This is a genomic window from uncultured Sphingomonas sp., assembly GCF_964237335.1.
Taxonomy (GTDB): Bacteria; Pseudomonadota; Alphaproteobacteria; order Sphingomonadales; family Sphingomonadaceae; genus Sphingomonas.
Map to the genome: position 1 here is coordinate 1 of NZ_CAXSHM010000007.1, position 24,069 is coordinate 24,069.

Here is a 24,069-nt window from a genome sequence, read left to right on the forward strand (position 1 = left end):
GCTTCGCAGTCGCCTGATCAAGCCGTCATGCGCCAACCCCGTGAGCAGTTACGCCTCCCGGCAGGTACCATCCATCCGTGTAGGTGTGGCGGACGAGCGCGACGCGGTCATCCTGATCGAGCAGGATGGCCCGAACACCGATCGTGCGGGGCTTGCCGATCCGCCACGCCAACCGGCCAGCCTTGCCGATCAGCTCGTGGTACAACGTCATCGGAGCCGTTCCTATGCCCGGTCGATCCGTTCTGTAGTATGGGAGAGCGGCTCGATTGTAGCAATGCGACATGACCGGGCATCGCCGGGCCAAGCGCGGCAGCCCCGCTACCGCGCCAGCACCCGCACCTTAGCCAAGTCATTCCGGATCGTCGTCGCGGCCACGCCCGCTTCGCCCATCGCGTGGCTGATCTGGTCGAGCCCGCGCGCCACGTCGCCTGCCGCGTACAGGCCGGGGATGCTCGTGCGCTGGTGATCGTCCACCGCCAGGCAACCGTCATTGGTCGCGTCGGCGCCCAGTTCCACCGCCAGCTCGGACCGGATCACCGAGCCGAGCGCGGGATAGATGCTGTCGAACCGCTGCTCGCCGTTCGGCGTCGGCACGATGATGTGGTCGCCGTCGATGTGGATCGCGTGGCACGGCCCGGCGACGATCCCGATGCCCAGGTCGGCTAGCCGGGCGCGCTGGTCGTCGCTCAACCCGTGCTCGGCATGGGGGGAGATCAGCGTGACGTGGGGCGTGTACATGCGGATGAACACGGCCTCGTTCATGCCATGCTCGTGCGTGCCGATCACGCCGACGATCTTGTCGGTCACCTCATAGCCGTCGCAGATCGGGCAATAGCGTAGCAGGCCGCGGGCGAGCGCGAGATCGTGGATCTCGGGCGAGATCGCAGGGCGGTTGTTGACCACGCCGGTCGCCAGCAACACCGTGCGCGCGTGGATCGTCTCGCCGTTCACGGTGGCGACGAACACCGTGGCGCCGTCCCCGTCATCCTCGCGCTTCAGCGTCTCGACCAGCCCGTCGGTCACGGTCACGCCGAACTCCGCCGCCTGCTCGCGCATCTTGGCCAGCAGTTCGGTGCCGGCGATGCCGCCGGGATAGCCCGCATGGTTGCGCGTCCGCGGGATCCACGTGGCGCGGCTCTTGCCCGCATCGACCACCCGCACCGATAGCAGGAACCGCGCAAGATAGATGGCAGCGGTCAATCCCGCGGGCCCGGCGCCGATGACGAGACAATCTTCCATGCGGAGTGGACGCGGGAAGCGCGCGACGGTTCCTTGCGAGCAAACCTGACATGACGTATATCCACGCCGTCAATCCGGAGGGCGACATGGTGGATTTTCGAACTAAAATCTTCAAGTCGGGCAATTCGATGGCACTGCGTCTACCCAAGAGCTTAGGCCTGCAAGAGGGAGACGAGGTGGTACTCGTTCCTCACGCGGACAGCAGCGTGTCGTTCTGGCGGGCAAGCGACGCCGCGGCAGTACTCGACAGTCTCTATGGCGCATTCTCGCCCGGCTTCATGGCTGAGGGCCGTGGTGACACAGAGCAGGAAGAACGAGATTGGAGCCGACCGGCGAGAGATGCGGCGGCCTGATCGTGTTTCTGCTGGATACCAATGTCTGTCTCGACTTTACCTTGGCGCGTAGCGATCGGCTGCGGTCACGGGTGCGCGCTCAGAATGGGCGAGCGATGGCCATCTCCGCGATAACCCTGTCCGAACTACGCTACGGCGCGCGCCGCCCCGAAGCGGACCCGGAGGACGATCGCCGGCTGGCCTTGTTCGTTAGCGTGTTGACCCTGCACCCGTTCGGCGTGGAGGCGGCGGAAGCCTATGGCCGTTTCGGCGGGCTGGTGCCGCTCAAACGAACGAACTTCGATCGTCTCATTGCCGCCCATGCACTCGCGCTCGACCTGACGCTCGTGACGAACAACGAACGCGACTTCGCGGACGTGCCCGGGCTGCGCGTCGAGAACTGGACAATTTAGCGTGATGCCATGACCTTCCGCGCCACCGTCCTAACGCTATACCCCGAGATGTTCCCCGGCCCGCTCGGCCATTCGCTGGCCGGGCGCGCGCTGGCCGAGGGGGTGTGGTCCTGCGAGGCGGTCAACATCCGCGGCTTCGCGACCGACCGGCATCGCACCGTCGATGGCACGCCCGCGGGCGGCGGGGCGGGGATGGTGTTGCGCGCGGACGTTTTAGCAGCGGCGCTCGACACGGTCGCGGCTGCGCAGCCGGTGCTCGCCATGACGCCGCGCGGGCTTCCCCTGACCCAGGCCCGCGTCCGCCAGATCGCCGCCGGGCCGGGCGTCACCATCCTGTGCGGCCGGTTCGAGGGGTTCGACGAGCGCCTGTTCGAGGCGCGCGCCATCGAGGAGGTGTCGATCGGCGACTACATCCTGTCGGGCGGCGAGATGAGCGCGCTGGTGCTGCTCGATGCTTGCGTCCGGCTGCTGCCCGGCGTAATGGGCACGGCCTCGAGTGGGGACGACGAGAGCTTCGAGACAGGGCTGCTCGAATATCCCCATTACACCCGTCCCGTCACCTGGGAGGGGCGCACGATCCCTGAAGTGCTGCGATCGGGGGATCATGCGAAGGTCGCGGCCTGGCGCCATGCCAGGGCCGAGGCCGATACACGGCTACGGCGGCCGGACCTGTGGGAGCGTCACGAGGGCGCTCGGGTCCCGTCGCCCTCTGGCGCGCGGCATGAGAAGGACGAGACGCAATGAACCTGATCCAGACGCTCGAAGCCGAGCAGATCGCCAAGCTGACCGCCATCCGCGCGATCCCCGAGTTCCGTGCCGGCGACACGCTGAAGGTCGGCGTGAAGGTGATCGAGGGCGAGCGCACCCGCGTCCAGGCTTATGAGGGCGTGTGCATCGCGCGCTCCAACAAGGGCATGGGAAGCAGCTTCACCGTGCGCAAGATCAGCTTCGGCGAGGGCGTCGAGCGCGTCTTCCCGCTGTATTCGCCCAACATCGACGCGATCGAGGTCGTCCGCCGCGGTGCCGTGCGTCGCGCCAAGCTGTATTATCTGCGCGGCCGCACCGGCAAGTCGGCGCGCATCGCCGAGCGCCGCGACCCGCGCCCCGCCAAGAACGCCTGACCGCGATCCGGCCCCGCGCTTCGGTGCGGGGCCTGGCGGCGATTAACGGCCCGTACCTCGCGGTGCGGGCCGTTTTCGCGTGGTCAGGATGTAACGGGCGCGATCATCAGCGCCAGCGTCGGCGCCTTGTTGCCTGATACCTGCAACAGGTAGCGGCCGGGCGTCAGCGTGAAATCCACCATCTTGCGCACGGGGCTGCACGCCGGCCCGCGGCCGTGGGCGCTCGACGCCACGAAGCGGCCGTCGCGTACCATGTCGATCCAGGGGCCCGCGCCTAGCGCCACACGGTAGGTCCCGCTCTTCGTTACCGCAAAGGCGAACAGCCCGCCGCTCGTGCCGGGCTCGCCCGCATGGGCCGGCGCGACCGGATAGCTGACCTTGGCGACGGGCGAGAGCGTCGCGCGCACGCCGCGGCCGGGCACGATCGTCGCGAGCGCCAGCTCGCCGGGCATGCTCGCCGCGGTGATCGGCACCGCCGCGGCCCAGCCGGCAAGCTCGGGCGGCAGCGCGGCGGGCGTGGCAGGGCACGGGGCTTGAGCCGCATCCATCGGACCGGTCATCGCCATCGGCGGCGCCGCAGGCGTGGTCTGCGCGCTCGCCATCCCGGCACTCAGCGAAAGGGCCGCGAGGAAACGGGCAGGGCGGTGGAAGGCATCGGGCATCGTCGTCTCGCTCCGTGAAACACCATCACCGGATACAGGCTTGCGAGCGACTGCCAAGCCATTGCGTGACGCCGTCCGTCATCTCCGGCGGATGCTGGAATCGAGACGGTCTTTCGGCAGGCAATCTTGGAGGTCACGGCTCGGCGCCAACCGACGTGGCGCATGGCTTGCCATCACTGCGGCCGTATCGCTTGCGGCTCGACCGGGGCTTGCCTGTCCGCGCGCTTCGAGCCATGCCCCGCGGCGATGAGCTCGACCCGTGATCCCGACGCCGACAAGCGGCTCGCCGCGCTCGCCGCGGTGGCGGAGGTCGAAGCGGGGATGCTGGTCGGGTTGGGCACCGGTTCCACCGCGCGCCACGCGATCGACGCGGTCGGCGCGCTGATCGCCAAGGGCATGCGGCTGCGCGCGGTCGCGACGTCGCTCGCCAGCGCGCGGCAGGCGGAGGGGGTCGGCATCCCGCTGCTCGACATGGCGGACACGGCGGCGGTCGACCTGACGATCGACGGCACGGACGAGGTCGATTCCGCGCTGATCGCGATCAAGGGCGCGGGCGGGGCGATGCTGCGCGAGAAGGTGGTGGCCGCCGCCTCTGCCCGGATGGTGGTGATCGCCGACGGCTCGAAGCGGGTAGCGAGGCTCGGCGCCGCGCCGCTGCCCGTCGAGGTGGTGCCGTTCGCGCTCGCGTCCGTGCGCGCGCGCATTGCGGCGCTTGGCGCGGAGCCGATGCTGCGGATGGCCGATGACGGTCCCTATCGCACCGATCAGGGGAATGCGGTGTTCGACTGCCGGTTCGGCACGGTTCCCGATCCACGCGGGCTGGCGGCGCGATTGCAGGCGATACCGGGGCTGGTCGGTCATGGCCTGTTCCTCGACGAGATCGCCTGCGCCTACATCGCCGCGGACGGTGTCGTGAGCCGTATCGAGCGTCCCGTGCAATGATCGCGCAACCACCGCGTGTCCGCTTCGTTCGAGGCGGCGTGCGGTTTGAGTATGAGGGCTGAATGGCTGACGCAGATACGATGGATCACGTGTCCGACGCGAAGGTACGTGAGGATGGTCCGCCGCTCGACCGCAAGGCGATCGACACGATCCGAACGCTCGCCATGGATGCGGTGCAGAAGGCCAATTCAGGCCATCCCGGCACCGCAATGGCCTTGGCCCCGATCGCCGAGACGCTGTGGACGAAGTTCCTGCGCTACGATCCGACCGCGCCGGACTGGCCCAACCGCGATCGGTTCGTGCTGTCGGTCGGCCATGCCTCGATGCTGCTTTACTCGCTGATCCACCTTGCCGGCATCGAGGAGATCGACGCGGACGGCAACAAGACGGGCAAGCCCGCCGTCAGCCTCGACGACATCAAGCAGTTCCGCCAGCTATCGTCCAAGACGCCGGGCCATCCCGAATATCGGATGACCACGGGCGTCGAGACGACCACCGGCCCGCTTGGCCAGGGTTGCGGCAACTCGGTTGGCATGGCGATCGCCGAGCGTTGGCTCGCGTCGCACTTCAACAAGCCCGGTTATCCGGTATTCGAACACGATACGTACGTCTTCTGTTCGGACGGCGACATGATGGAGGGTGTTGCGAGCGAGGCGGCGTCCATCGCCGGCCACATGAAGCTCGCGAACCTCTGCTGGATCTACGACAGTAACCACGTCACGATCGAAGGCGGCACCGATCTCGCGTTCGACGAGGACGTTGCCGAGCGTTTCCGCGGCTATGGCTGGAAGACGCTGGTACTGGAGGATGCGGAGGACATCGCGACCTTTGCCGAGCTGATCGAGGAGTTCCGCGCGACCGACGACCGGCCGACGTTCATCCTCGTCCGGTCGGTGATCGGCATCGGCTTCCCCACGCGCGCCGGCACGCACAAGGCGCATTCCGACGCGCCGGGCGAGGAGGAGATCCGCGGCGCGAAGAAGAGCTACGGCTGGCCCGAGGACGCGCAGTTCCTGGTGCCGGCGGACGCCAAGCAGCATTTCCAGGACCAGATCGAAGGCCGCGGCAAGCCGTTGCGCGCCGAATGGGAGGCGATGTTCGCCCGCTACGAACAGGCGTTCCCGGACCTCGCCAAGGAACTGAAGGACGCGCGCCAGGGCAAGCTGCCCGACGGATGGGACGCGGACCTTCCGATGTTCGAGGCGGATGCCAAGGGAATCGCCAGCCGCGAGGCATCGGGCAAGGTCCTCAACGCGCTGGCGCCGAAAATCCCCTATCTGATCGGCGGCGCCGCCGACCTGTCGCCGTCGACCAAGACCGACATCAAGGGTGCGGACTCCTTGGAGCCGGGCAACTATGGCGGCCGCAACATGCATTTCGGCATCCGCGAGCATGCGATGGGCTCGATCGCCAATGGCATGGCGCTGACCTACCTGCGGTCGTACACCGGTACGTTCCTTGTGTTCTCGGACTATATGCGACCACCGATCCGGCTCGCCGCGATCATGGAAGTGCCCACGATCTTCGTGTTCACGCACGATTCGATCGGCGTCGGCGAGGATGGGCCGACCCATCAGCCGATCGAGCAACTGACGGCGTTGCGCGGCATTCCGAGCCTCGACGTGATCCGGCCGGGCGACGCCAACGAGACGCGCGAGGCGTGGAAGGCGGCGCTGAACGCGACGAACGAGCCGACCTGCCTGATCTTCTCGCGCCAGGCGCTGCCGACGCTCGACCGCACGAAATATGCACCCGCCGAGGGCCTGCACAAGGGCGCCTATGTCGTGACGCTCGACGAGGGGACGCCGGACGTGATCCTGATCGCCACCGGGTCCGAGCTCGGCCTTGCGGTGCAGGCGTCAGAGAAGCTGATCGAGGACGGCGTGAAGGTGCGGGTCGTGTCGATGCCGTCGTGGCACCTGTATGAGAAGCAGGATCAGGCGTACAAGGACAGCGTCCTGCCTCCGTCGGTGCGTGCCCGCGTCGCGATCGAGCAGGGCGGGCCGATCGGCTGGGACCGCTACGTCGGGTTCGAAGGCGAGACCATCGCGATGAAGACGTTCGGCGCCTCGGCCCCGATCGCGAAATTGCAGGAAAAGTTCGGTTTCACGATCGACAACGTGGTCAAGACCGCCCGGGCAGTGATGGAGAAGGCCAAGTGAGCGCACTCAACGATCTGGAAGCACTGGGCCAGGCGGTCTGGCTCGACTTTGTCGACCGCAAGTTCCTGGAGGCCGGCGGCCTGAAGAAGCTCGTCGACGAGGACGGTCTGACCGGCGTCACGTCCAATCCGTCGATCTTCGAGAAGGCGATGGGTCATGGCGATGCTTATGACTCCAGCCTCGCCGACTATGACAAGGCGCATCCCGACGCGGCGACGCTCGATCGCTACGAGAGCTTGGCGGTGCAGGACATCAAGGCGGCGGCGGAGACGCTGGCGCCGGTGTACAAGAAACTGGACGCCAAGGACGGCTATGTCAGCCTGGAGGTGTCGCCCTATATCGCCGACGATACGGACGCGGCGATCGCCGAGGCGGCCAAGCTGTGGAAGATGGTCGATCGCGACAATGTGATGATCAAGATCCCCGGCACCGCCGCCGGCGCGCCGGCGATCGCGGCGACGATTCGCGCGGGGATCAACGTCAACGTGACGCTGCTGTTCTCGGTCGAGGCGTACAAGCGCGTCGCCGAGGCCTATGTCTTGGGGCTGGAGGAGCGGGTGAAGGCGGGCGAGCCGATCGACCGGATCGCCAGTGTCGCAAGCTTCTTCGTCAGCCGTATCGACGGCAAGATCGACGATGAGATCGACAAAAGGCTGAAGGCCGGTGATGCCGACGCCGAGGCGCTGAAGGCGGTGCGTGGCAAGGTCGCGATCGCCAACGCCAAGCTCGCCTATGTCTGGTATCAGGAGTTCATCGCGTCCGATCGCTGGCAGTCGCTGGCGGCCAAGGGCGCGCAACCGCAGCGATTGCTGTGGGCGTCGACGGGCGTCAAGAATCCCGACTATCCCGACACGCTCTACATCGCCGAGCTGATCGGTCCCGACACGGTCAACACGATGCCGCCCAAGACGATGGACGCGTTCCGCGACCACGGCACCGCCGCGGCGACGCTGACGCAGGACGTCGAGGGCGCGCGCCGCACGCTGGCTGAGGCTGAGCGGCTCGGGCTCGACCTGAACGGCGTCACCGACACGCTGGTGCTCGAAGGCGTCGCCTCGTTCGTCAAATCGTTCGATGACCTGCTGGGCGCGATCGCGGCCAAGCAACCGGCCGACGCCTGACCCCTTATTGCTGACGGAGTGACCGCATGAAAATCGGGATGATCGGCCTTGGCCGGATGGGCGCCAACATCGCCCGCCGGCTGGTGAAGTGTGGCCACGAGATGGTGGTCTATGACCATGACGACAAAGTCGTGCAGACGCTGGCGGGTGAGGGCATGATGGCGGCGACGTCGCTGCAGGACATGCACGACAAGCTCGACGATCCCAAGATATTCTGGGTGATGCTGCCGGCCGGCGATCCGACCGAGCAGACGATCCTGACGCTCGCGGGCATGATGGGCGGGACGGAGATCATCATCGACGGCGGCAACACCTTCTACAAGGACGACATTCGCCGGTCGAAGATGCTGGCGGACAAGGCCGTCAAATATGTCGACGTCGGCACTTCGGGCGGCGTGTGGGGCTTGGAGCGCGGTTACTGCATGATGATCGGCGGCGACGACGAGGTCATTGCCTATCTCGACCCGATCTTCGAGGCGCTCGCCCCTGGTGTCGGCTCGATCGAGCGCACGCCGGACCGCAAGGACGACCCGATCAGCCTCCGCGCGGAAAAGGGCTATATCCACGCTGGTCCCGCGGGTGCCGGGCATTTCGTCAAGATGGTCCACAACGGCATCGAATACGGCCTGATGCAGGCCTATGCCGAGGGCTTCGATGTGCTCAAGACCAAGAAGTCGGAGCGGCTGGCCGAGGACGAACGGTTCGACATCAACATCGCCGATGTGGCCGAGGTCTGGCGACGCGGCAGCGTCGTCTCGTCCTGGCTGCTCGACCTGACGGCGATCGCGCTCGCGAAGGACCCGCTGCTCACCGGCTTCTCGGGCAAGGTCGCCGACTCGGGCGAGGGCCATTGGACGATCGACGCGGCGATGGAGCAGGCGGTGCCCGTCAACGTACTCGCGGCGTCGCTGTTCGCGCGCTACCGCAGTCGCGTGGAGCACACGTTCGGCGACCAGGTGTTGTCGGCGATGCGTTACGGCTTCGGCGGTCACGTCGAGATGCCGCAGTGAGTGGTTCGGCGTTGGAGAACGGCCGATGAGCGACGGGCGGATCGCGCTCGTCATTTCCGATGTTGACGGCACGTTGGTGGATCGCAAGAAACAGCTCGCACCCGCAACGGTCGATGCGGTCAGGCGGTTGCGTGAAGCGGGGGTGCCGTTCACGATCATCAGCGCGCGGCCGCCTTCGGGCGTGCTGCCGCTGGTAACGACGCTCGGCATCGAGGGACCGGTCGGCGCCTTCAACGGCGGCACGATTTTCAAGGCTGATGGGACGACCATCGAGCGGCACTCGATCGATCCAGACGTGGTGCGAGGCATGTTCGCGCTCGTCGCGGACGCGCCGGTGTCGGCGTGGGTGTTCTCGGAAGGGCAGTGGCATGCCGACACGCTCGACAACCCGCACGTCCCCAACGAGCGGATCGCCGCCAATCAGGAGCCCGTCGTTCTCACCGACATGAGCGCGCTGTACGACAAGGCCGACAAGGTGACCTTCGTCAGCGACGATCCCGCCCTGCTCGGCCGGCTGACACGCGAAGGGCATGACCGGTACGGCGACAAGGCCACGATCGGCCAGTCGCAGACCTATTATCTCGACGTTACCGACCTGGCCGCCAACAAGGGGACCGGTGTCGAGGCGTTGGCGAAGGCGCATGGCGTCGCGCTGGCGCAGGTTGCGGTGTTCGGCGACATGAACAACGACGTTCCGATGTTCGATCTCGCCGGCTTCTCGGTCGCGATGGGGCAGGCGCCTGCGGATGTGAAGGCGCGCGCCGATGCGGTGAGCACCAGCAACGACGACGACGGGGTCGCGCACGCGATCGACACGATGGTTCTGCCGCGCCTGGGGGTGCCGGCTCGGTTAGAGGCTCAGGGGGGCACGAAATGAAGAAACTGGTCGCGTTCGACATGGATGGCACGCTCGCGCTGTCCAAGCAGAAGCTGGACGAGGACATGGCGGGCAAGCTCGCCAAGCTGCTGACGGTCGCCAAGGTCGCGGTGATATCGGGCGGCGACTGGCCGCAGTTCGAGAAGCAGGTGGTGTCGCAGCTACCGGCGGACGCCGACACTGATGGTCTGTTTATCCTGCCGACGACGGGCACCAAACTGTACCGCCACGACGGATCGGGTTGGAAGGCGATCTACGCCGAGCTGTTCGACGATGCGCAGAAGAAGCAGATCGTCGACTCGTTCAACGCCTCGTTGGAGGCAACCGGCTTCAAGCCCGAGCAGACCTGGGGCGAGCGGATCGAGGATCGCGGCAGCCAGATCACCTTTTCCGCGCTAGGCCAGCAGGCGCCGCTGGACGCCAAGGAGCATTGGGATCCGGATTTCGCCAAGCGCAAGGTGATCCAGGCGGACCTTCGCCAGCGGCTGCCGGGGCTTGCGATCAACATGGGCGGCGCGACCTCGATCGACATCACGCGCGAGGGGGTCGACAAGGGCTACGGCCTCAAGAAGCTCGCCGAGCACAGCGGAGTGGATCTCACCGAGATGATCTTCATCGGCGATGCGATCTTTCCGGGCGGCAACGACTATCCGGCGATGACGCTTGGCGTCGACTGCATCCGGGTCAAGACGATCGACGACACGCGCTCGGCGATCGACGCGATCGTGTTGTGCCTGAAGGATTGATGCGGGTCTGACAGTTTTGGCGGGCCAGGTAACCCGGTCCGTTATCCGTCATCCCCGCGAAGGCGGGGACCCATCTCCGGCCGTATTGTGGAGCATCCCATGGCGATGGGTCCCCGCTTTCGCGGGGATGACGGAATGCCTTAAACGCCGGCCTCGGGCAGGTCGGGCATCGCATGGTTGCCGTACCCGGCACCCGACTCCGCGTCCTCGCCGCCCGTCTGGTTGGGATCGGTCGCTTCCTTCTTGTCCAGTGCCGCGGGCGTGTTCGCCGTCTTTTCCTCGTTGCCGGTGTCCGATCCGATCGGGCCCTGGTCGCCGTTGCCTCTGTCCATCGTCGCTCTCCTTGTCGGTATCCGTCATCAACGGTCGAGCACTGTCGAAGCTGCATCAGCCGAACAGCTCGCCCTGACGTCCCGGCGGCGGACGAAACAGGTCCGATCGCAGCACGATCCGCTCGGCGTTGAGGCCATGGCGGCGACAGGCGATCTGGAAGCGGGTGCGCAGAAGCTCCGCCCAAGGCCCGCTGCCCTTCATCCGCGTGAAGAAGCCGGGATCGTTGTCACGGCCGTCGCGCAAGCCGCGGATCGTCGCCATCACCTTGGCCGCGCGATCGGGGAAATGCTCGTCGAGCCAAGCGCGGAATAGCGGCGCGACCTCATGTGGTAGCCGTACCGGGATGAAGAACGCATGGCGGGCGCCGGCGTCGGCCGCATGCGCGAGGATCGCCTCGACCTCATGGTCGGTGATCGCCGGGATGACGGGCGCGATCGAGACGTAGACGGGCACACCCGCCTCCGACAGTCGCCGCACGGCCGCCAGCCGCCGGGCGGGGGTCGGCGCGCGCGGCTCGACGGTGCCCGCCACCTTGGCATCGAGCGAGGTGATCGACACGCACACGGTCGCCAGCCCCTTGGCCGCCATCGCTGCTAGCAGGTTGATGTCCTGCACCACGCGATCGGATTTGGTGGTGATCGTCACCGGATGATCGCACTCGGCGAGCACCTCCAGCACGCCGCGCGTGATCCGCCAGTCGCGCTCGATCGGCTGGTAGGGATCAGTGTTGGTCCCCAGCGCCATCGGCTTGGCGACATAGCCCGGCCGCGCGAGCTCGGCGCGCAGTAACACCGCCGCATCGAGCTTGGCGAACAGCCGGCTCTCGAAATCCAGCCCCGGCGACAGATCGTGATACGCGTGGGTGGGCCGTGCGAAACAATAGATGCAGCCATGCTCGCACCCGCGATAGGGGTTGATCGAGCGGTCGAACGGCACGTCGGGCGAGGCGTTGCGGCTGATAATCGTGCGCGGGTGCTCGACCGTCACCGTGGTGCGCAGCGGCGGCGCGGCCCCATCCACGAGGTCGCGGGCATCGAGCCAGTCGCCGTCGGACTCGATCGTCGGCAGCGCGAACCGGGCGCTCTCCCAATTGACGGTCGCGCCGCGGTCGGGTCGGGGACGGGTTCCGGGCTGGGCCATTGACACGGGCTAGAGGCCGTAACAGAACATAGCAAGAACGAAGTGGAGGAAGGACGATGGCGAGACTGAACTACCTCGAACTGCCGGTCGGCGACGCCGCCGACGCCAAGGCATTCTATGCCGCCGTGTTCGGCTGGTCGTTCACCGACTTCGGCCCGAGTTATGCCTCGACGATGAGCGGCGACACCGACGTCGGCGTGCAGGCCGATCCGGCGGAGCGCACGGCGGCGCTGCTGCCGGTGATCGCGGTCGACGATCTGGAGGCGACGCTGGCGGCGGTGGAGCGGGGCCGGGGCGTGGTGACGAAGCCGGTGTTCGCGTTCCCGGGCGGCCGACGCTTCCACTTCCGCGATCCGGACGGGCATGAACTGGCGGTTATGCAGATCCACAGTCCGGCTGGAACGTGACGCCGCCGTTGAAAGAGTCGGTTGCGAAACGCCAAGTCCACTGAGAGAATGCTTTTTTGATCTATTAGGGGATGCAATGGCGATGAGAGGATCAATTCTGGCGCTGACTGCGGTTTCGGCGATCGTGGCTTCGACTTCGGTTAGAGCCAACGACCTGGCTCCATGTCCTGTCGGCATGGTCTGTGCAAGTGATCCGGCAACGATCGTGGCTGCGCTTCAGAAAGCAGGTTACAAGGCCGAGGTCACCAAAGACAACAGCGGCGATCCCGAGGTCGACAGCTCAGCGGGAGGATATAACTATCAAGTCTATTCTACGATTGCGAAACGCATGTCCACTGTAAGTCAATCCAATTTTATGCTAGCTTCAAGGCCGATCCAAAGATAACCTTCGCTTTTGCCAATGAATGGAACCAGTCGAAGCGGTTCCTCAGCGCTGCGCTGCTAAAAGATGGCGCGCTTGAGCTAAAGCATGATGTGTCGACCGTTGGAGGGATCAATCAGGTAAACTTTGCCGACATTGTCGATTGGATGAACACTGCATTGCAGTCATTTGACAAACGGCTAAACGCGCAAACGCCGGCAAAGCCTGGAACCTAATTGATCACCGCTCCCTGAGCCGCGGCATCAGCTCGACGAAGTTGCAGGGCTTGTGGCGGCTGTCGAGTTGGCTCGCGAGGATGCCATCCCAGCCGTCCTTCACCGCGCCGGTCGAGCCTGGCAGCGCGAACAGATAGGTGCCGCGCGCGACGCCCGCGCAGGCGCGCGACTGGATCGTCGACGTGCCGATCTTGGCGTAGCTGAGCCAGCGGAACAGCTCGCCGAAGCCGGGGATGATCTTCTCAGCGACTTGGCTGATCGCCTCGGGCGTCACGTCGCGCCCCGTCACGCCGGTGCCGCCGGTGGTGATGATGCAGTCGATATCGGGATCGTCGATCCACGCGTCCAGCCGTTCCACGATCAGATCGGTATCGTCGCGGACGAGTCCGCGGTCGGCGAGGAGGTGGCCCGCGCCCAGCAGCCGCTCGACCAGCGTGTCGCCCGAGCGATCCTCGGCAAGGCCGCGCGTGTCAGACACGGTCAGCACCGCGATCCGGACCGGCAGGAACGTCGCGGCGGTGTCCGGCGGCATCAATCCGCCCGGATCAATCGGCCGTCGCGAAGGTGCGCGCCGGCGATGCGAGGCTGACCGGCACGCTCGCGCTCGTCGCGACCACGCTGGCGGTCGCGGTGCGCAGCGGCCGCGCGTTCATCCGGATGGCGCTTGGGCCCGCGAGGCCCGGGAAGCGCGGCCACATGCCCTGCGCCAGTGCCACCCGGCTCGGCGACGCGCCCTTGCCCGCCGAGGTGCCGAGCTGCCCCTCGTACATCCAGTAGTTGCGCAGCACCGTCATCACATAGCCGCGCGTCTCCCAATAGGGGATCGACTCGATGTAGAGCAGCGGATCGCCGCCGTCGCGCGACAGGGCGTTCCACAGCTGAACCGGTACCGGCCCGGCGTTATAGGCCGCGATCACCTTGGGCAGCAGCCCGCCCGTTGCCTGCTGGTCGCGCAGCCGCTCGAGCTGCATCTGGCCTAGCTCCATGTTGGTCGACGGCAGACGGAGCGCAGCGCGATCGGGCAGCGTGCCATGCGCGCGCGCATAATCCTTGGCGACCGACGGCATGATCTGCATCAGGCCATAGGCGCCGGCATGGCTGACGACGTCGGTGCGGAAGCGCGATTCCTGCAGCGTGTGCGCGTAGACCAGCGCCTTGTCGACGCGCCAGCCGCCGTCCGGCGTCCAGTTGGGAGCGGGATAGCGCGCCGCCACCGTCGGCGTGATGCCTACGGGTCCGTTGTGCGATAGCCAGATCACCGTCGCCGGCAGGTCGAGCTTGGCGGCGAGCCGGACGAGCGGCGCGAAATCATTGGGGTCGCCGATCGCGGCCTGATGCCGAAGCACCTGGTCCGCGAGCGTCGCCTCGCCGATCTCGGTCAGCGCGGCGGCGACGCGGATGTTCGGGCGCCGCTCCAGCGCGACCCAGTCGGCGAGGACGAACCGGTCACCCGCCTTCGCGCGCGGGTCCTGGATGCCGAGCGACTGGCGCGCGAGGAGGCCGTAGAAGGTCTCCTTGAACTGGCTGGCGTTCTTCAGCCGCGCCTCGATCCGGTCGGGACGGCCGCAGGCCATGTCGGCGCGCGCGGCCCAGAACAGCCCGGCGGCGCGCAACTCGGTATCGGATGCGCGGGCGGCGACGTCCTCGAACGCCTTGCCGGCGGCGGTGCAATCGTCCTGGCGCCACGCGGCGAGCGCGCCGATCCACTCGCCCTGGATCGCCCAGTCGCCGCTACCCGCGGAGGCCTTGGCGGCCATGACGCGAGCGTTGGCGTCATCGCCCTGCAGGTAGTAGATCCAGCCCACCTTCTGCTGCCACTCGGTCTGCGCATCGGGTGACAGCCCGTCGGTCGCATCGAGCAGCGCCTGCGCGGCGGCGCCTTGATCGTCCTTGACGTACGGCTGCATCTTCTGCGCCAGATCGGCGGCGATCAGGTCGCTCTTGATGCTCTTGGCGCGCGCACGGCTGGGAGAGCCGTCGATCCAGGTCATGCGCTGCGCCACCGGCAGCTCGGGCAGGTCGCTCGCGCCCTTCGCGCGCGCCAGGCGGGCGAGCGCGTCGGCCTCCGGCAGTTCGGGCGATTGCGTCAGCACCTCGACGATCGGCGCGGCCTCCACCTTGGGCGAGCCATGCGATGTATACAGTTCGGCGCGGGCGATCGCATGGAGCGGTCCGGGCTTCATCCCGTCAAGCGCGAGCTGCGCGTCGGTCCAGCGGCTCTCGCGGATCGCCTGGAAAACGGTGCGATACCCCGCCCGCTGCGTGGCATCGAGCTGGTCGGGTATGCCGTCGCCCTTGGGTGCCACGTGGATGCCTGCCGATCCCTCCGCGGGCGTGGCGTCCGTATCGCTGGGCGCGGCCCAAGCCGGACCCGCAATCGCCGCTCCCGCCAGCATCGCCGCCGCCACCATCGTCCTGCGTCGCGTCATCGCCCGACAATCCCCATCAGCAATCGCAAGTCCCGCCACGCATCCGCCTTGGCCGTCGGTCGCTCCAGCAGGAAGCGCGGATGGAAGCTCGCTATTACTCCAGCTTCTCCGCTCTCGTGGTTAACGATGTGCAAAGAACCGCGCGCAGCCTGGCAGTCCATCCCAAGCACCGCACGGCTCGCCGCATTGCCGAGCAGCAGCACGCGTTCCGGCCGCGCGAGCGCCAGATGACGGCGGATCGTCTCGGCAAGCTGCGGCTCGTCAGCGGGCGGGATGCGGCCGGCCGGCGGGCGGGCGGTTGCGACCGGCACGAGCTGGACCGTCCCGCGAGACAGGCCGATCGCGGCGAGCATCCGATCGAGCAACACGCCGCTCGTGCCGCTCATCAGCCGTCCGGCGGTCAGGTCCTCGCGGTCGGGCAGGTCGGTGACGACGATCGTCGTGGTGACGGCGCCCTCCGGTCCGAGCCGTCGGCCGGGCCAGGCGGCTTCGGGCGCGCCCGGCCCGATCCGCCAGGCGAGGAAGCTCGCGAGGTCGGCGGGCATCGCGGCCGGTCCGGGTGCGGGGCTGACGGGCTGCGCGGGCGCGACTGGCGGTGGCGGCTCGAGCCAATCGACCGGGTCCTCGTCTACCAGCAGATCGACCCCGGCATCCCGCCACCAGTCGAGCGTGCTGGCCGCGAGCGCGCGCCAATCAAGTTTCTGGTATGCTCCCATCACTCAGGTTACTGCCCCCACGTTGACGACGCCGTCAATCCGCGGAAACGGCGTATAGGATGGAGTGTGGCGGAGCCGCGTCGAAGATGCGGTATGCCGAGCGAGAGAGAGTTTGAGTGATGTCCGAACGCGAGTCGATGCCCTATGATGTGGTGATCGTCGGCGCCGGCCCGGCAGGGCTGACGGCCGCGATCCGGTTGAAGCAACTGGCGGCGGCCGAACGGGGCGGCGAGCTGTCGGTCTGCGTGCTGGAGAAAGGATCGGAGGTCGGCGCGCACATCCTGTCGGGCGCGGTGATCGATCCGCGCGCGATGGACGAACTGCTGCCCGACTGGCGCGACACCGATTGTCCGCTGGCCGAGACGCCGGTGACGGAAAACCTCCATTGGGTGCTGACCAAGGGCAAGAAATACGTCCTGCCGCACCTGTGGACGCCGCCGTTCCTGCACAACGAGGGGACGTATACCTGCTCGCTCGGCAATCTGTGCCGCTGGCTGGCCGGGCGGGCGGAGGAGTTAGGCGTGGAAATCTTCCCAGGGTTTGCCGCCGCCGAGGTGCTGTTCAACGACGACGGGTCGGTGAAGGGCGTCGCGACCGGCGACATGGGCGTCGCGCGCGACGGCACGCGCAGGGCCGACGGGCAGGCGGGACTGGAGGGGGACGCGAAATAGACCGTGCTGGCGGAAGGGGTGCGCGGGCATCTGACCAAGGAGCTGATCCGCACCTTCGACCTCGCGCGCGACGCGCAGCCTCAGGTGTACGGCCTGGGCGTGAAGGAGCTGTGGGACCTAGCGCCCGAGAAGCACCATCCCGGCCGCGTGATCCACACCCAGGGCTGGCCGCTCAGCGAGACCGATGGGTCGAACGGCGGCGGCTGGATCTATCATCAGGCCAACGGGCAGGTGTCGATCGGCTTCGTCACCTGGCTGTCCTACACCAATCCGCATCTGTCGCCGTTCAGCGAGATGCAGCGGTGGAAGACGCACCCGGCGGTGCGCGAGCTCCTGGAAGGCGGCAAGCGCGTGTCCTACGGCGCGCGGGCGATCAACGACGGCGGGTTGCAGTCGATCCCCAAGCTGACCTTCCCGGGTGGTGCGCTGATCGGCTGCTCGGCGGGTTTCCTCAACGTGCCGCGCATCAAGGGCACGCACGGCGCGATGAAGTCGGGCATGATGGCGGCGGAAGCGGCGTTCGACGCGGTCCAGGCCGGGCGCTCGGGCGACGAGCTGTCCGCTTATCCCGCCGCGTTCGAGGCGAGCTGGCTGCACAAGGAGCTTTCGATCGTCCGAAACGTCGTGCCGATCGTCAAGAAGTTCGGCGACTTCGTCGGCTCGGGCCTGTCGGGCATCACCATGTGGCTCGAGCATTTCGGCCTCAAGATGCCCTTCACGATGAAGCACCACCCCGATCACGAGAGCCTGTGGCGCAAGGACCTGGTCAAGCCGATCGACTATCCCAAGCCCGACGGCAAGCTGACGTTCGATCGCCTGTCGTCGGTGTTCCTGTCCAACACCAACCACGAGGAGGATCAGCCGGTCCACCTGACGCTGCGCGATCCCGCGGTTCCGATCGAGTACGACCTTCCGATGTACGACGAGCCGGCGCAGCGATATTGCCCGGCCGGCGTGTACGAGGTGGTGGGGCAGGACACGAATGAGCCGCGCTTCGTCATCAATGCGCAGAACTGCGTCCACTGCAAGACGTGCGACATCAAGGACCCGACGCAGAACATCAACTGGGTGGTGCCCGAAGGCGGCGGAGGACCGAACTACCCCAACATGTAGGCACCTCGCCGTAGCGTAGTGCGGCGGTTGGCCCGTCACCCCGTCCACACGCCGTCACCCCGGGCTTGACCCGGGGGCCCGCTTCTTCTTCGAAACCCGAAGGTAACGGCGGGACACCGGCTCAAGGCGGCGGTGACTAGGAAAGGGCGATCCGGACGATGCTGGATAACGACGTGATCGTGGAGATCGCCCCCGCCAAGCTCAACCTGGCGCTCCACGTCCGCCGCCGCCGCGCGGACGGCTACCACGAGCTGGAGACGCTGTTCGCGTTCGCGCGAGACGGCGACGTGGTGACGGCCGCTCCGGCGGAAACCGATTCGTTCGTGATGACCGGGCCGTTCGCGTCGGCGCTATCGGGCGAGGGCGACAACCTCGTCACCCGCGCCGCCCGCGCGTTCGTCGATGCGTTCGCGCCCGACACCGCGCATGCTATCGCGCTGGAGAAGATCCTGCCGATCGCATCGGGGATCGGCGGCGGTTCGGCGGATGCGGCGGCGACGTTGCGCGCGCTCGCACGGCTGCATGGGGTCGAGGCGGGGGACACCGGGCTCGTCGCGGTCGCGCGCGCGCTCGGAGCCGACGTTCCCGCCTGCCTGCTCGGTCGGACCGCATTGGGCACCGGACGCGGCGACGATCTGATCCCGCTCGAGCCGCTGGGCGGCATGCCCGCGCTGCTCGTCAACCCGCGCGTCGCGGTCGCTACCGGACCAGTGTTCGCCGGCTGGGACGGCGTGGACCGCGGCGGCGTCGCGAGGGAAGGCGACGTGATGACGCGCGCCCGCGCCGGCCGCAACGATCTCGCCGCGCCCGCGATCGCGACTGCGCCCGTCATCGCCGACCTGCTCGCGTGGCTGGAGGCGCGGCCGGGCGCCGCGTTCGTCCGCATGTCCGGGTCGGGCGCCACCTGCCTGGCCTTGTTCGACTCGCCCGCGGACCGCCACTCCGCCGCTGCTGCGCTAAGGACGGAGCACCCCGATTGGTGGGCGCTGGAGACGGCCCTGGCATGATCCGATCGAATAGCAGGCCACGACCGCGACGCTGCGACGAGACGGCCGGCACTCCACGCCATCGAACGGAATAATACGATGTTCCACTCTTGTTCTGCCAGAACAGAACGGATACATGCGTCATCGACGCGTTGAACCCATGGCGCGGCTGTTCTAGCAAAGGATCGGGCTGATGGCTGCCTCTCTCAAGGTGATCGACACGGGCATGGCGAACGAGAAGGCGGCCGCGACCGCAAGCACGGACCGGCAGAAGGCGCTCGACGCCGCGCTGGCGCAGATCGACCGCGCCTTCGGCAAGGGCTCGGCGATGAAGCTGGGCTCCAAGCAGTCGATGGAGGTCGAGACGATCTCGACCGGGTCGCTTGGGCTCGACATCGCGCTCGGCGTCGGCGGCCTGCCGCGCGGTCGGGTGATCGAGGTGTACGGCCCTGAATCGTCGGGCAAGACGACGCTGGCGCTCCATGTCATCGCCGAGGCGCAGAAGGGCGGCGGCACCGCCGCGTTCGTCGATGCCGAACATGCGCTCGACCCCGTCTATGCCAAGAAGCTGGGCGTCAACATCGACGAGCTGATCGTGTCGCAGCCGGACACGGGCGAGCAGGCGCTGGAGATCGTCGACACGCTGGTCCGCTCCAACGCCATCGACGTGCTGGTGATCGACTCCGTCGCCGCGCTTGTCCCGCGCGCGGAGATCGAGGGCGAGATGGGCGACAGCCACGTCGGCCTGCAGGCGCGGCTGATGAGCCAGTCGCTGCGCAAGCTGACCGGATCGATCAGCCGCTCGCGCTGCATGGTCATCTTCATCAACCAGCTGCGCATGAAGATCGGCGTGATGTACGGCAATCCGGAGACGACGACCGGCGGCAACGCGCTCAAGTTCTACGCCAGCGTCCGCCTCGACATCCGCCGCACCGGCCAGATCAAGGACCGCGAGGACATCGTCGGCAACGCGACCCGCGTGAAGGTGGTGAAGAACAAGGTCGCGCCGCCGTTCAAGCAGGTCGAGTTCGACATCATGTACGGCGAGGGCATCTCCAAGATCGGCGAGATCCTCGATCTCGGCGTCAAGGCGGGGCTGGTCGAGAAGTCGGGCAGCTGGTTCAGCTACGACAGCGTCCGGATCGGGCAGGGACGCGAGAACGCCAAGACGTTCCTGCGAGAGAACGCCGACATGGCCGACCGGCTGGAAAAAGCGATCCGCCAGCGGACGGAGAAGGTGAGCGAAGCGCTCATGGTCGGTCCCGACGCCGAGGACGATGTGTGATCTGCGGCGATCCTCAAGTTGATCGATAGTGGAGGGCTCGCCGGCGACGGCGGGCCCTTCGCGCGTCCGGGGGCGTTGCCTCGCCGATCCATCTCACGTCACTCGCGCGAACGTCACGCGTTCGCCGCCATCCCGGAGGAGCCCGCATGACGATCACCGTCCACCATCTCGAGAACAGCCGGTCGCAGCGCGTGTTGTGGATGCTCGAGGAGCTCGGCCTGCCCTATGAGGTGAAACGGTACGAGCGGAACAAGGCGACGATGCTCGCGCCGCCGGAGCTGAAGCGCATCCACCCGCTCGGCAAGTCGCCGGTGATCGTGGACGCCGTCGGCGTCTCTGGCGAGGGGGGCGTCGTGGTGGCCGAGACGGGCGCGATCATCGAGTATCTGGTCGAAAAGGCGGACGGCCGGCTCGGCCCCCCGGCGCACCGCGACGCGGTGCTGCGCTACCGATACTTCCTCCACTATGCCGAAGGGTCGGTAATGCCCCCGCTGCTCCTGCTGCTGGTGTTGAGCCGGATCCCGGTCGTCGGCGGCTTGGCGGCCAAGAAGGTGCAGCCGATGATTGACGTCCACCTCGACTATATCGAGCAGGAACTGGCGCAGCGGCCCTGGTTCGCCGGCGACGAGTTGACGGGCGCAGACGTCATGATGAGCTTCCCGCTGGAGGCGGCGCGCAGTCGCGGCGGACTGAACGCCACGCGTCCGCACACGATCGCGTGGCTCGACAAGGTCCACGCCCGGCCCGCGTACCAGCGCGCGCTGGCCGCGGGGGGACCCTACGCCTACGCGTGATCCCACTCTCCGTCTGGCTGAGCTATTGCCGTTGCAGCCAGTCGGAGGAGGCTCGCTTATCGCAGCAAGAAGAGCGGTGCTTCGACAAGCTCAGCACGAACGGTCTGGGAACTACCTTACCGAGACGTCCGCCCGATCTCGTCGAAGCTGCGGTCGTCGATCAACGGCCCGTGGCCTGACGGCGCGGTCGCGGGCACGATGTCCGGTTCGCGCAATGCGCCCAGTCTGCCCTCCCACCGCGCGACGACGCTGGCGGCGATCGCGTTGCCGATGACGTTCGTGGCGGACCGGCCCATGTCGAGGAAATGGTCCACCGCCAGGATCAGCAGCAGGCCGGCCTCCGGGATGTTGAACTGCGACAGGGTGGCGGCGATCACCACCAGGCTCGCGCGCGGCACGCCGGCGATGCCCTTGGACGTCACCATCAGCACGAGCAGCATCGCCACCTGCTCGCCGAGCGGCAGATGGATGCCATAGGCTTGCGCGATGAACAGCGACGCGAACGTCATGTACATCATCGACCCGTCGAGGTTGAACGAATAGCCGAGCGGTAGCACGAAGCTCGCGATCCGGGGCGGCACCCCGAACCGGTCGAGCGCCTCCAGCGTGCGGGGCAGCGCCGCCTCCGACGAGGCGGTGGTGAAGGCGAGGATCAGCGGCTCGCGGATGTAGCGGACCAGATGCACGATGCGCGGGCCGACGACCGCGAACCCGGCCGCGACCAGAAGGCACCACAGGAGGCCCAAGCCGAGGTAGAAGCTGCCCATGAACCAGGCGAGGTCGCGCAGCACGCCCGGGCCCCGCTCCGCGAGCGTCGAGGCGACCGCGGCGAACACGGCGAAGGGCGCCACGCGCATGACATAGTCGGTGATCTGCAGCATCACCGCCACCAGCGCCTCGGACGCGCGCACCAGCGGCTGCGCCCGCTCGCCCACCGCGGTGATCGCGACGCCGACGAAGACGGAGAAGACGACGATCTCGAGGATCTCGTTGTTCGCCATCGCCTCCACCATCGACTGCGGCACGATGTGGGCGACGAACTTGGCGGCGTCGAAGCTTGCACGGTCGACGCCCGCGCTGGCGGTGACAGGCGGCAGCGGCAGCGCGAGGCCGACGCCGGGCTGGATCAGATTGACCAGCACGAGCCCGAGCAGCAGCGACACGAGGCTCGCGCCCAGGAACCAGGCGAGCGCACGCAAGCCGACGCGGCCGAGCGCCGACGTGTCGCCCATGTGCGCGATGCCGACCACGAGCGTCGAGAAGACCAGCGGCGCGATGATCATCTTGATGAGCCGCAGGAACAACTGCGTCAGGATCGACAGATAGCCCGCGATCCTCGCCAGCCGTTCGGCCGATGCCGTGCTGCCGTCGTCGATCGCGCGATGCAGCCCCCAGCCGACGACGAGCCCGGCGACCAGTGCGATGACGATCCAGAAGGTCAGGCGGCTGCGCATGCGATGTACGATCCCGGGTGAGGCGAGCCGACAGGGAAGGGGATTGCCGCGCCGCGGTCAAGCGCCGTACGCTCCGCGCGCGGCGTCCATGGCGTCCACCACCCTCAACCGTTCGCCCTGAGCTTGTCGAAGGGCCGTCTTTACAGGCTCGGGAGAAAGCAGTGCTTCGACAAGCTCAGCACGAACGGACTGGGGCGGGATTGATCCCGACCGTTGAGGAGGCGGCTGTCGTTGTCTGACCTGACCCGACGCGCGGTCCTCGCCGGTGCGGCCGCCCTGCCGCTCCTCCAGACCGCCTCGATCCTGCGTGCGGCAGAGCCGGACTTGTCGGCCCTGCACGACCTCACCACCGCCACCATCCCGATCGGCCCCGACGAGCGCCGCCTTCGCCTTTCGCGAGCCCAGGCACTGATGCGAGCGAACGGCTTGGTGGCGGTGCTGATCGAGCCCGGATCGTCCATGATCTATTTCACGGGCGTCGCCTGGCATCGCAGCGAACGCCCGACGCTTGCGGTGTTGCCGGTCGAGGGCGAGCCCTGCCTCGTCACGCCGTTCTTCGAGGAGCCGTCGGTGCGCGAGAGCCTCGCCGTCCCCGCCGAGGTCCGCGTGTGGCAGGAGGACGCCGATCCGATGGCCGTCGTCGCGGGCTTCCTGCGCGATCGGCGGCTCGGCGCCGGGTCGATCGGGGTGGAGGAGACGGTGCGCTTCTTCATCGCCGATGGCCTCCGCCGCGTCCTGCCCGAGACAAAAACGGTCAGCGCCGACCCGGTCGTGCGCGGCTGCCGCATGGTGAAGACGCCGGCCGAGATCGCGCTGATGCAGGTAGCCACCGACGTGACGATCGCCGCCTATCGCTGGGTGCACGCGAGGGTGGAGCGCGGCATGACCGGGCCGGACATCTCCGCGCTGATGGACGCCGCGACGCGCAAGCTGGGCGGGGCGCCCGAGTTCGCCCTCGCGCTGATCGGTCCCGCCGCCGCGCTGCCGCACGGCAGCCGCGAAGTGCATCGCGTCGCCGACGGGTTGCCGCTGCTGATGGACTGCGGCTGCACGGTACAGGGCTATCAGTCCGATGTGTCGCGGACGTGGGTGCCGACCGGCGCGGTGCCCGCCGACGTCCGCACCGTGTGGGACCAGGTGCATCGCGGGCAGCAGGTCGCGCTCGCCGCCGCCCGGATCGGCGCGCCGGCGGGCAGCGTCGACGATGCGGTGCGCGGCTACTATACGTCGCTCGGCTACGGTCCGGGATACAAGCTGCCCGGCCTGTCGCACCGGACGGGCCACGGCATCGGCCTCGACGGGCACGAGCCGGTCAACCTCGTTCATGGCGAGACGATGCCGCTGGCGGCCGGCATGTGCTTCTCCGACGAACCGGGGCTGTACCTGCCCGGGCGCTTCGGCGTGCGGCTGGAGGATTGTTTCCACATGACCGACGCAGGCCCGCGCTGGTTCAGCGAACCACCCGCCTCGATCGACGCGCCGGTTTGAGGGCGGTACGGTTTGAGGCACGAGCGGGGGC

24 protein-coding genes and 2 pseudogenes are annotated in these 24,069 nt (G+C 67.6%); 17 read left to right on the top strand and 9 right to left on the bottom strand.

Annotated elements, in window-relative coordinates; translation table 11 throughout:
* Positions 1–25: 25 nt before the first annotated feature.
* Both ACFE65_RS05335 and ACFE65_RS05340 read right to left on the bottom strand, forming a co-directional pair.
* Positions 26–211: a hypothetical protein gene (locus ACFE65_RS05335; RefSeq protein ID WP_375381315.1), complete on the bottom strand. Its 186-nt coding sequence runs from the start codon at positions 209–211 to the stop codon at positions 26–28.
* Between the two features lie 107 nt (positions 212–318).
* Positions 319–1,239 carry an NAD(P)/FAD-dependent oxidoreductase gene (locus ACFE65_RS05340; protein WP_375381316.1) on the bottom strand — a complete coding sequence of 307 codons (921 nt, stop codon included), beginning with the start codon at positions 1,237–1,239 and terminating at the stop codon, positions 319–321.
* Positions 1,240–1,289: 50 nt separating this feature from the next.
* Here ACFE65_RS05340 and ACFE65_RS05345 point away from each other — a divergent pair, with 50 nt between their 5' ends.
* From ACFE65_RS05345 to rplS, 4 genes are read left to right on the top strand one after another with little or no spacing between them, the layout of a single operon-like run.
* Complete coding sequence (locus tag ACFE65_RS05345; protein ID WP_375381317.1) at positions 1,290–1,592, top strand: antitoxin; 303 nt, start codon at positions 1,290–1,292, stop codon at positions 1,590–1,592.
* Positions 1,559–1,984, top strand: coding sequence for a type II toxin-antitoxin system VapC family toxin (locus ACFE65_RS05350; RefSeq protein WP_375381318.1), 426 nt, complete (start codon positions 1,559–1,561; stop codon positions 1,982–1,984). The genes ACFE65_RS05345 and ACFE65_RS05350 overlap by 34 nt, the downstream gene beginning before the upstream one ends.
* Before the next feature lie 9 nt (positions 1,985–1,993).
* Positions 1,994–2,728, top strand: a complete 735-nt coding sequence (gene trmD / locus ACFE65_RS05355; protein WP_375381319.1) for a tRNA (guanosine(37)-N1)-methyltransferase TrmD — start codon at positions 1,994–1,996, stop codon at positions 2,726–2,728.
* A complete protein-coding gene (gene rplS, locus ACFE65_RS05360; protein WP_375381320.1) occupies positions 2,725–3,105 on the top strand; it encodes a 50S ribosomal protein L19 in 381 nt (126 codons plus the stop codon). Before trmD ends, rplS begins: the two co-directional genes overlap by 4 nt.
* Positions 3,106–3,188: 83 nt before the next feature.
* Here the strand turns inward: rplS and ACFE65_RS05365 are convergent, their stop codons facing one another.
* Positions 3,189–3,767: a homogentisate 1,2-dioxygenase gene (locus ACFE65_RS05365; RefSeq protein WP_375381321.1), complete on the bottom strand. Its 579-nt coding sequence runs from the start codon at positions 3,765–3,767 to the stop codon at positions 3,189–3,191.
* A gap of 246 nt (positions 3,768–4,013) precedes the next feature.
* Between ACFE65_RS05365 and rpiA the strand changes: the two genes are divergently transcribed.
* From rpiA to ACFE65_RS05395, 6 genes are all read left to right on the top strand, one after another.
* Entirely contained in the window at positions 4,014–4,709 is a 696-nt protein-coding gene (gene rpiA / locus ACFE65_RS05370) for a ribose-5-phosphate isomerase RpiA (protein WP_375381322.1), read from the top strand.
* Between the two features lie 62 nt (positions 4,710–4,771).
* Complete coding sequence (gene tkt, locus ACFE65_RS05375; RefSeq protein ID WP_375381323.1) at positions 4,772–6,871, top strand: transketolase; 2,100 nt, start codon at positions 4,772–4,774, stop codon at positions 6,869–6,871.
* On the top strand, positions 6,868–7,992 hold the full coding sequence (tal, locus tag ACFE65_RS05380; protein ID WP_375381324.1) for a transaldolase: 1,125 nt from the start codon (positions 6,868–6,870) through the stop codon (positions 7,990–7,992). Before tkt ends, tal begins: the two co-directional genes overlap by 4 nt.
* A gap of 26 nt (positions 7,993–8,018) precedes the next feature.
* The gene (gnd, locus tag ACFE65_RS05385; protein ID WP_375381325.1) at positions 8,019–9,002 is read left to right on the top strand and encodes a phosphogluconate dehydrogenase (NAD(+)-dependent, decarboxylating); all 984 of its coding nucleotides are present in this window, start codon (positions 8,019–8,021) and stop codon (positions 9,000–9,002) included.
* Between the two features lie 25 nt (positions 9,003–9,027).
* Complete coding sequence (locus tag ACFE65_RS05390) at positions 9,028–9,879, top strand: Cof-type HAD-IIB family hydrolase (protein ID WP_375381326.1); 852 nt, start codon at positions 9,028–9,030, stop codon at positions 9,877–9,879.
* Positions 9,876–10,625: an HAD-IIB family hydrolase gene (locus ACFE65_RS05395; protein WP_375381327.1), complete on the top strand. Its 750-nt coding sequence runs from the start codon at positions 9,876–9,878 to the stop codon at positions 10,623–10,625. Before ACFE65_RS05390 ends, ACFE65_RS05395 begins: the two co-directional genes overlap by 4 nt.
* A gap of 140 nt (positions 10,626–10,765) precedes the next feature.
* Here ACFE65_RS05395 and ACFE65_RS05400 read toward each other — a convergent pair whose 3' ends face one another.
* Positions 10,766–10,957 (bottom strand): hypothetical protein, encoded by a 192-nt coding sequence (locus ACFE65_RS05400; RefSeq protein ID WP_375381328.1) that lies wholly within the window; start codon positions 10,955–10,957, stop codon positions 10,766–10,768.
* A gap of 55 nt (positions 10,958–11,012) precedes the next feature.
* Entirely contained in the window at positions 11,013–12,098 is a 1,086-nt protein-coding gene (locus ACFE65_RS05405) for a PA0069 family radical SAM protein (protein WP_375381329.1), read from the bottom strand.
* A 56-nt stretch (positions 12,099–12,154) separates the two neighbouring features.
* On the opposite strand from ACFE65_RS05405, the gene ACFE65_RS05410 reads away from it, so the two are divergent.
* Both ACFE65_RS05410 and ACFE65_RS05415 read left to right on the top strand, forming a co-directional pair.
* The gene (locus tag ACFE65_RS05410; protein ID WP_375381330.1) at positions 12,155–12,505 is read left to right on the top strand and encodes a VOC family protein; all 351 of its coding nucleotides are present in this window, start codon (positions 12,155–12,157) and stop codon (positions 12,503–12,505) included.
* Between the two features lie 321 nt (positions 12,506–12,826).
* A pseudogene (locus tag ACFE65_RS05415) lies at positions 12,827–13,102 on the top strand (YbjN domain-containing protein); the annotation flags it as partial.
* A 4-nt stretch (positions 13,103–13,106) separates the two neighbouring features.
* Here the strand turns inward: ACFE65_RS05415 and moaB are convergent.
* Genes moaB through ACFE65_RS05430 form a run of 3 tightly spaced genes read right to left on the bottom strand, consistent with a single transcriptional unit; the run spans position 13,107 to position 16,247 of the window.
* Positions 13,107–13,634 (bottom strand): molybdenum cofactor biosynthesis protein B, encoded by a 528-nt coding sequence (moaB, locus tag ACFE65_RS05420; RefSeq protein WP_375381331.1) that lies wholly within the window; start codon positions 13,632–13,634, stop codon positions 13,107–13,109.
* Between the two features lie 13 nt (positions 13,635–13,647).
* Positions 13,648–15,531 (bottom strand): lytic transglycosylase domain-containing protein, encoded by a 1,884-nt coding sequence (locus ACFE65_RS05425; protein WP_375381332.1) that lies wholly within the window; start codon positions 15,529–15,531, stop codon positions 13,648–13,650.
* Positions 15,528–16,247, bottom strand: a complete 720-nt coding sequence (locus ACFE65_RS05430; protein WP_375381425.1) for a uracil-DNA glycosylase family protein — start codon at positions 16,245–16,247, stop codon at positions 15,528–15,530. The genes ACFE65_RS05425 and ACFE65_RS05430 overlap by 4 nt, the downstream gene beginning before the upstream one ends.
* 119 nt (positions 16,248–16,366) lie before the next feature.
* Here ACFE65_RS05430 and ACFE65_RS05435 point away from each other — a divergent pair.
* The 4 genes and pseudogenes from ACFE65_RS05435 to ACFE65_RS05450 all read left to right on the top strand — a co-directional run bounded on the left by ACFE65_RS05435 (position 16,367) and on the right by ACFE65_RS05450 (position 21,096).
* A pseudogene (locus ACFE65_RS05435) lies at positions 16,367–18,031 on the top strand (4Fe-4S dicluster domain-containing protein).
* 158 nt (positions 18,032–18,189) lie between these two features.
* The gene (locus ACFE65_RS05440; RefSeq protein WP_375381333.1) at positions 18,190–19,038 is read left to right on the top strand and encodes a 4-(cytidine 5'-diphospho)-2-C-methyl-D-erythritol kinase; all 849 of its coding nucleotides are present in this window, start codon (positions 18,190–18,192) and stop codon (positions 19,036–19,038) included.
* 172 nt (positions 19,039–19,210) lie between these two features.
* Positions 19,211–20,302 (top strand): recombinase RecA, encoded by a 1,092-nt coding sequence (recA, locus tag ACFE65_RS05445; RefSeq protein WP_375381334.1) that lies wholly within the window; start codon positions 19,211–19,213, stop codon positions 20,300–20,302.
* Positions 20,303–20,448: 146 nt separating this feature from the next.
* The gene (locus ACFE65_RS05450; RefSeq protein WP_375381335.1) at positions 20,449–21,096 is read left to right on the top strand and encodes a glutathione S-transferase family protein; all 648 of its coding nucleotides are present in this window, start codon (positions 20,449–20,451) and stop codon (positions 21,094–21,096) included.
* 116 nt (positions 21,097–21,212) lie between these two features.
* On the opposite strand, the gene ACFE65_RS05455 is transcribed toward ACFE65_RS05450, so the two are convergent.
* Positions 21,213–22,550: a dicarboxylate/amino acid:cation symporter gene (locus ACFE65_RS05455; protein ID WP_375381336.1), complete on the bottom strand. Its 1,338-nt coding sequence runs from the start codon at positions 22,548–22,550 to the stop codon at positions 21,213–21,215.
* 231 nt (positions 22,551–22,781) lie between these two features.
* On the opposite strand from ACFE65_RS05455, the gene ACFE65_RS05460 reads away from it, so the two are divergent.
* Positions 22,782–24,038, top strand: coding sequence for a M24 family metallopeptidase (locus ACFE65_RS05460; protein WP_375381337.1), 1,257 nt, complete (start codon positions 22,782–22,784; stop codon positions 24,036–24,038).
* Positions 24,039–24,069: the final 31 nt, after the last annotated feature.

Bases quoted from the DNA above. Each gene is read 5' to 3' on its own strand.
- ACFE65_RS05440 (WP_375381333.1), top strand. From the start codon at position 18,190: ATGCTGGATAACGACGTGATCGTGGAGATCGCCCCCGCCAAGCTCAAC.
- recA (WP_375381334.1), top strand. From the start codon at position 19,211: ATGGCTGCCTCTCTCAAGGTGATCGACACGGGCATGGCGAACGAGAAG.
- ACFE65_RS05405 (WP_375381329.1), bottom strand. From the start codon at position 12,098: ATGGCCCAGCCCGGAACCCGTCCCCGACCCGACCGCGGCGCGACCGTC.
- tkt (WP_375381323.1), top strand. From the start codon at position 4,772: ATGGCTGACGCAGATACGATGGATCACGTGTCCGACGCGAAGGTACGT.
- rpiA (WP_375381322.1), top strand. From the start codon at position 4,014: ATGAGCTCGACCCGTGATCCCGACGCCGACAAGCGGCTCGCCGCGCTC.
- ACFE65_RS05410 (WP_375381330.1), top strand. From the start codon at position 12,155: ATGGCGAGACTGAACTACCTCGAACTGCCGGTCGGCGACGCCGCCGAC.
- ACFE65_RS05455 (WP_375381336.1), bottom strand. From the start codon at position 22,550: ATGCGCAGCCGCCTGACCTTCTGGATCGTCATCGCACTGGTCGCCGGG.
- ACFE65_RS05450 (WP_375381335.1), top strand. From the start codon at position 20,449: ATGACGATCACCGTCCACCATCTCGAGAACAGCCGGTCGCAGCGCGTG.
- ACFE65_RS05345 (WP_375381317.1), top strand. From the start codon at position 1,290: ATGACGTATATCCACGCCGTCAATCCGGAGGGCGACATGGTGGATTTT.
- ACFE65_RS05395 (WP_375381327.1), top strand. From the start codon at position 9,876: ATGAAGAAACTGGTCGCGTTCGACATGGATGGCACGCTCGCGCTGTCC.
- ACFE65_RS05340 (WP_375381316.1), bottom strand. From the start codon at position 1,239: ATGGAAGATTGTCTCGTCATCGGCGCCGGGCCCGCGGGATTGACCGCT.
- ACFE65_RS05400 (WP_375381328.1), bottom strand. From the start codon at position 10,957: ATGGACAGAGGCAACGGCGACCAGGGCCCGATCGGATCGGACACCGGC.
- ACFE65_RS05390 (WP_375381326.1), top strand. From the start codon at position 9,028: ATGAGCGACGGGCGGATCGCGCTCGTCATTTCCGATGTTGACGGCACG.
- rplS (WP_375381320.1), top strand. From the start codon at position 2,725: ATGAACCTGATCCAGACGCTCGAAGCCGAGCAGATCGCCAAGCTGACC.
- trmD (WP_375381319.1), top strand. From the start codon at position 1,994: ATGACCTTCCGCGCCACCGTCCTAACGCTATACCCCGAGATGTTCCCC.
- moaB (WP_375381331.1), bottom strand. From the start codon at position 13,634: ATGCCGCCGGACACCGCCGCGACGTTCCTGCCGGTCCGGATCGCGGTG.
- ACFE65_RS05430 (WP_375381425.1), bottom strand. From the start codon at position 16,247: ATGGGAGCATACCAGAAACTTGATTGGCGCGCGCTCGCGGCCAGCACG.
- gnd (WP_375381325.1), top strand. From the start codon at position 8,019: ATGAAAATCGGGATGATCGGCCTTGGCCGGATGGGCGCCAACATCGCC.
- ACFE65_RS05425 (WP_375381332.1), bottom strand. From the start codon at position 15,531: ATGACGCGACGCAGGACGATGGTGGCGGCGGCGATGCTGGCGGGAGCG.
- ACFE65_RS05365 (WP_375381321.1), bottom strand. From the start codon at position 3,767: ATGCCCGATGCCTTCCACCGCCCTGCCCGTTTCCTCGCGGCCCTTTCG.
- ACFE65_RS05335 (WP_375381315.1), bottom strand. From the start codon at position 211: ATGACGTTGTACCACGAGCTGATCGGCAAGGCTGGCCGGTTGGCGTGG.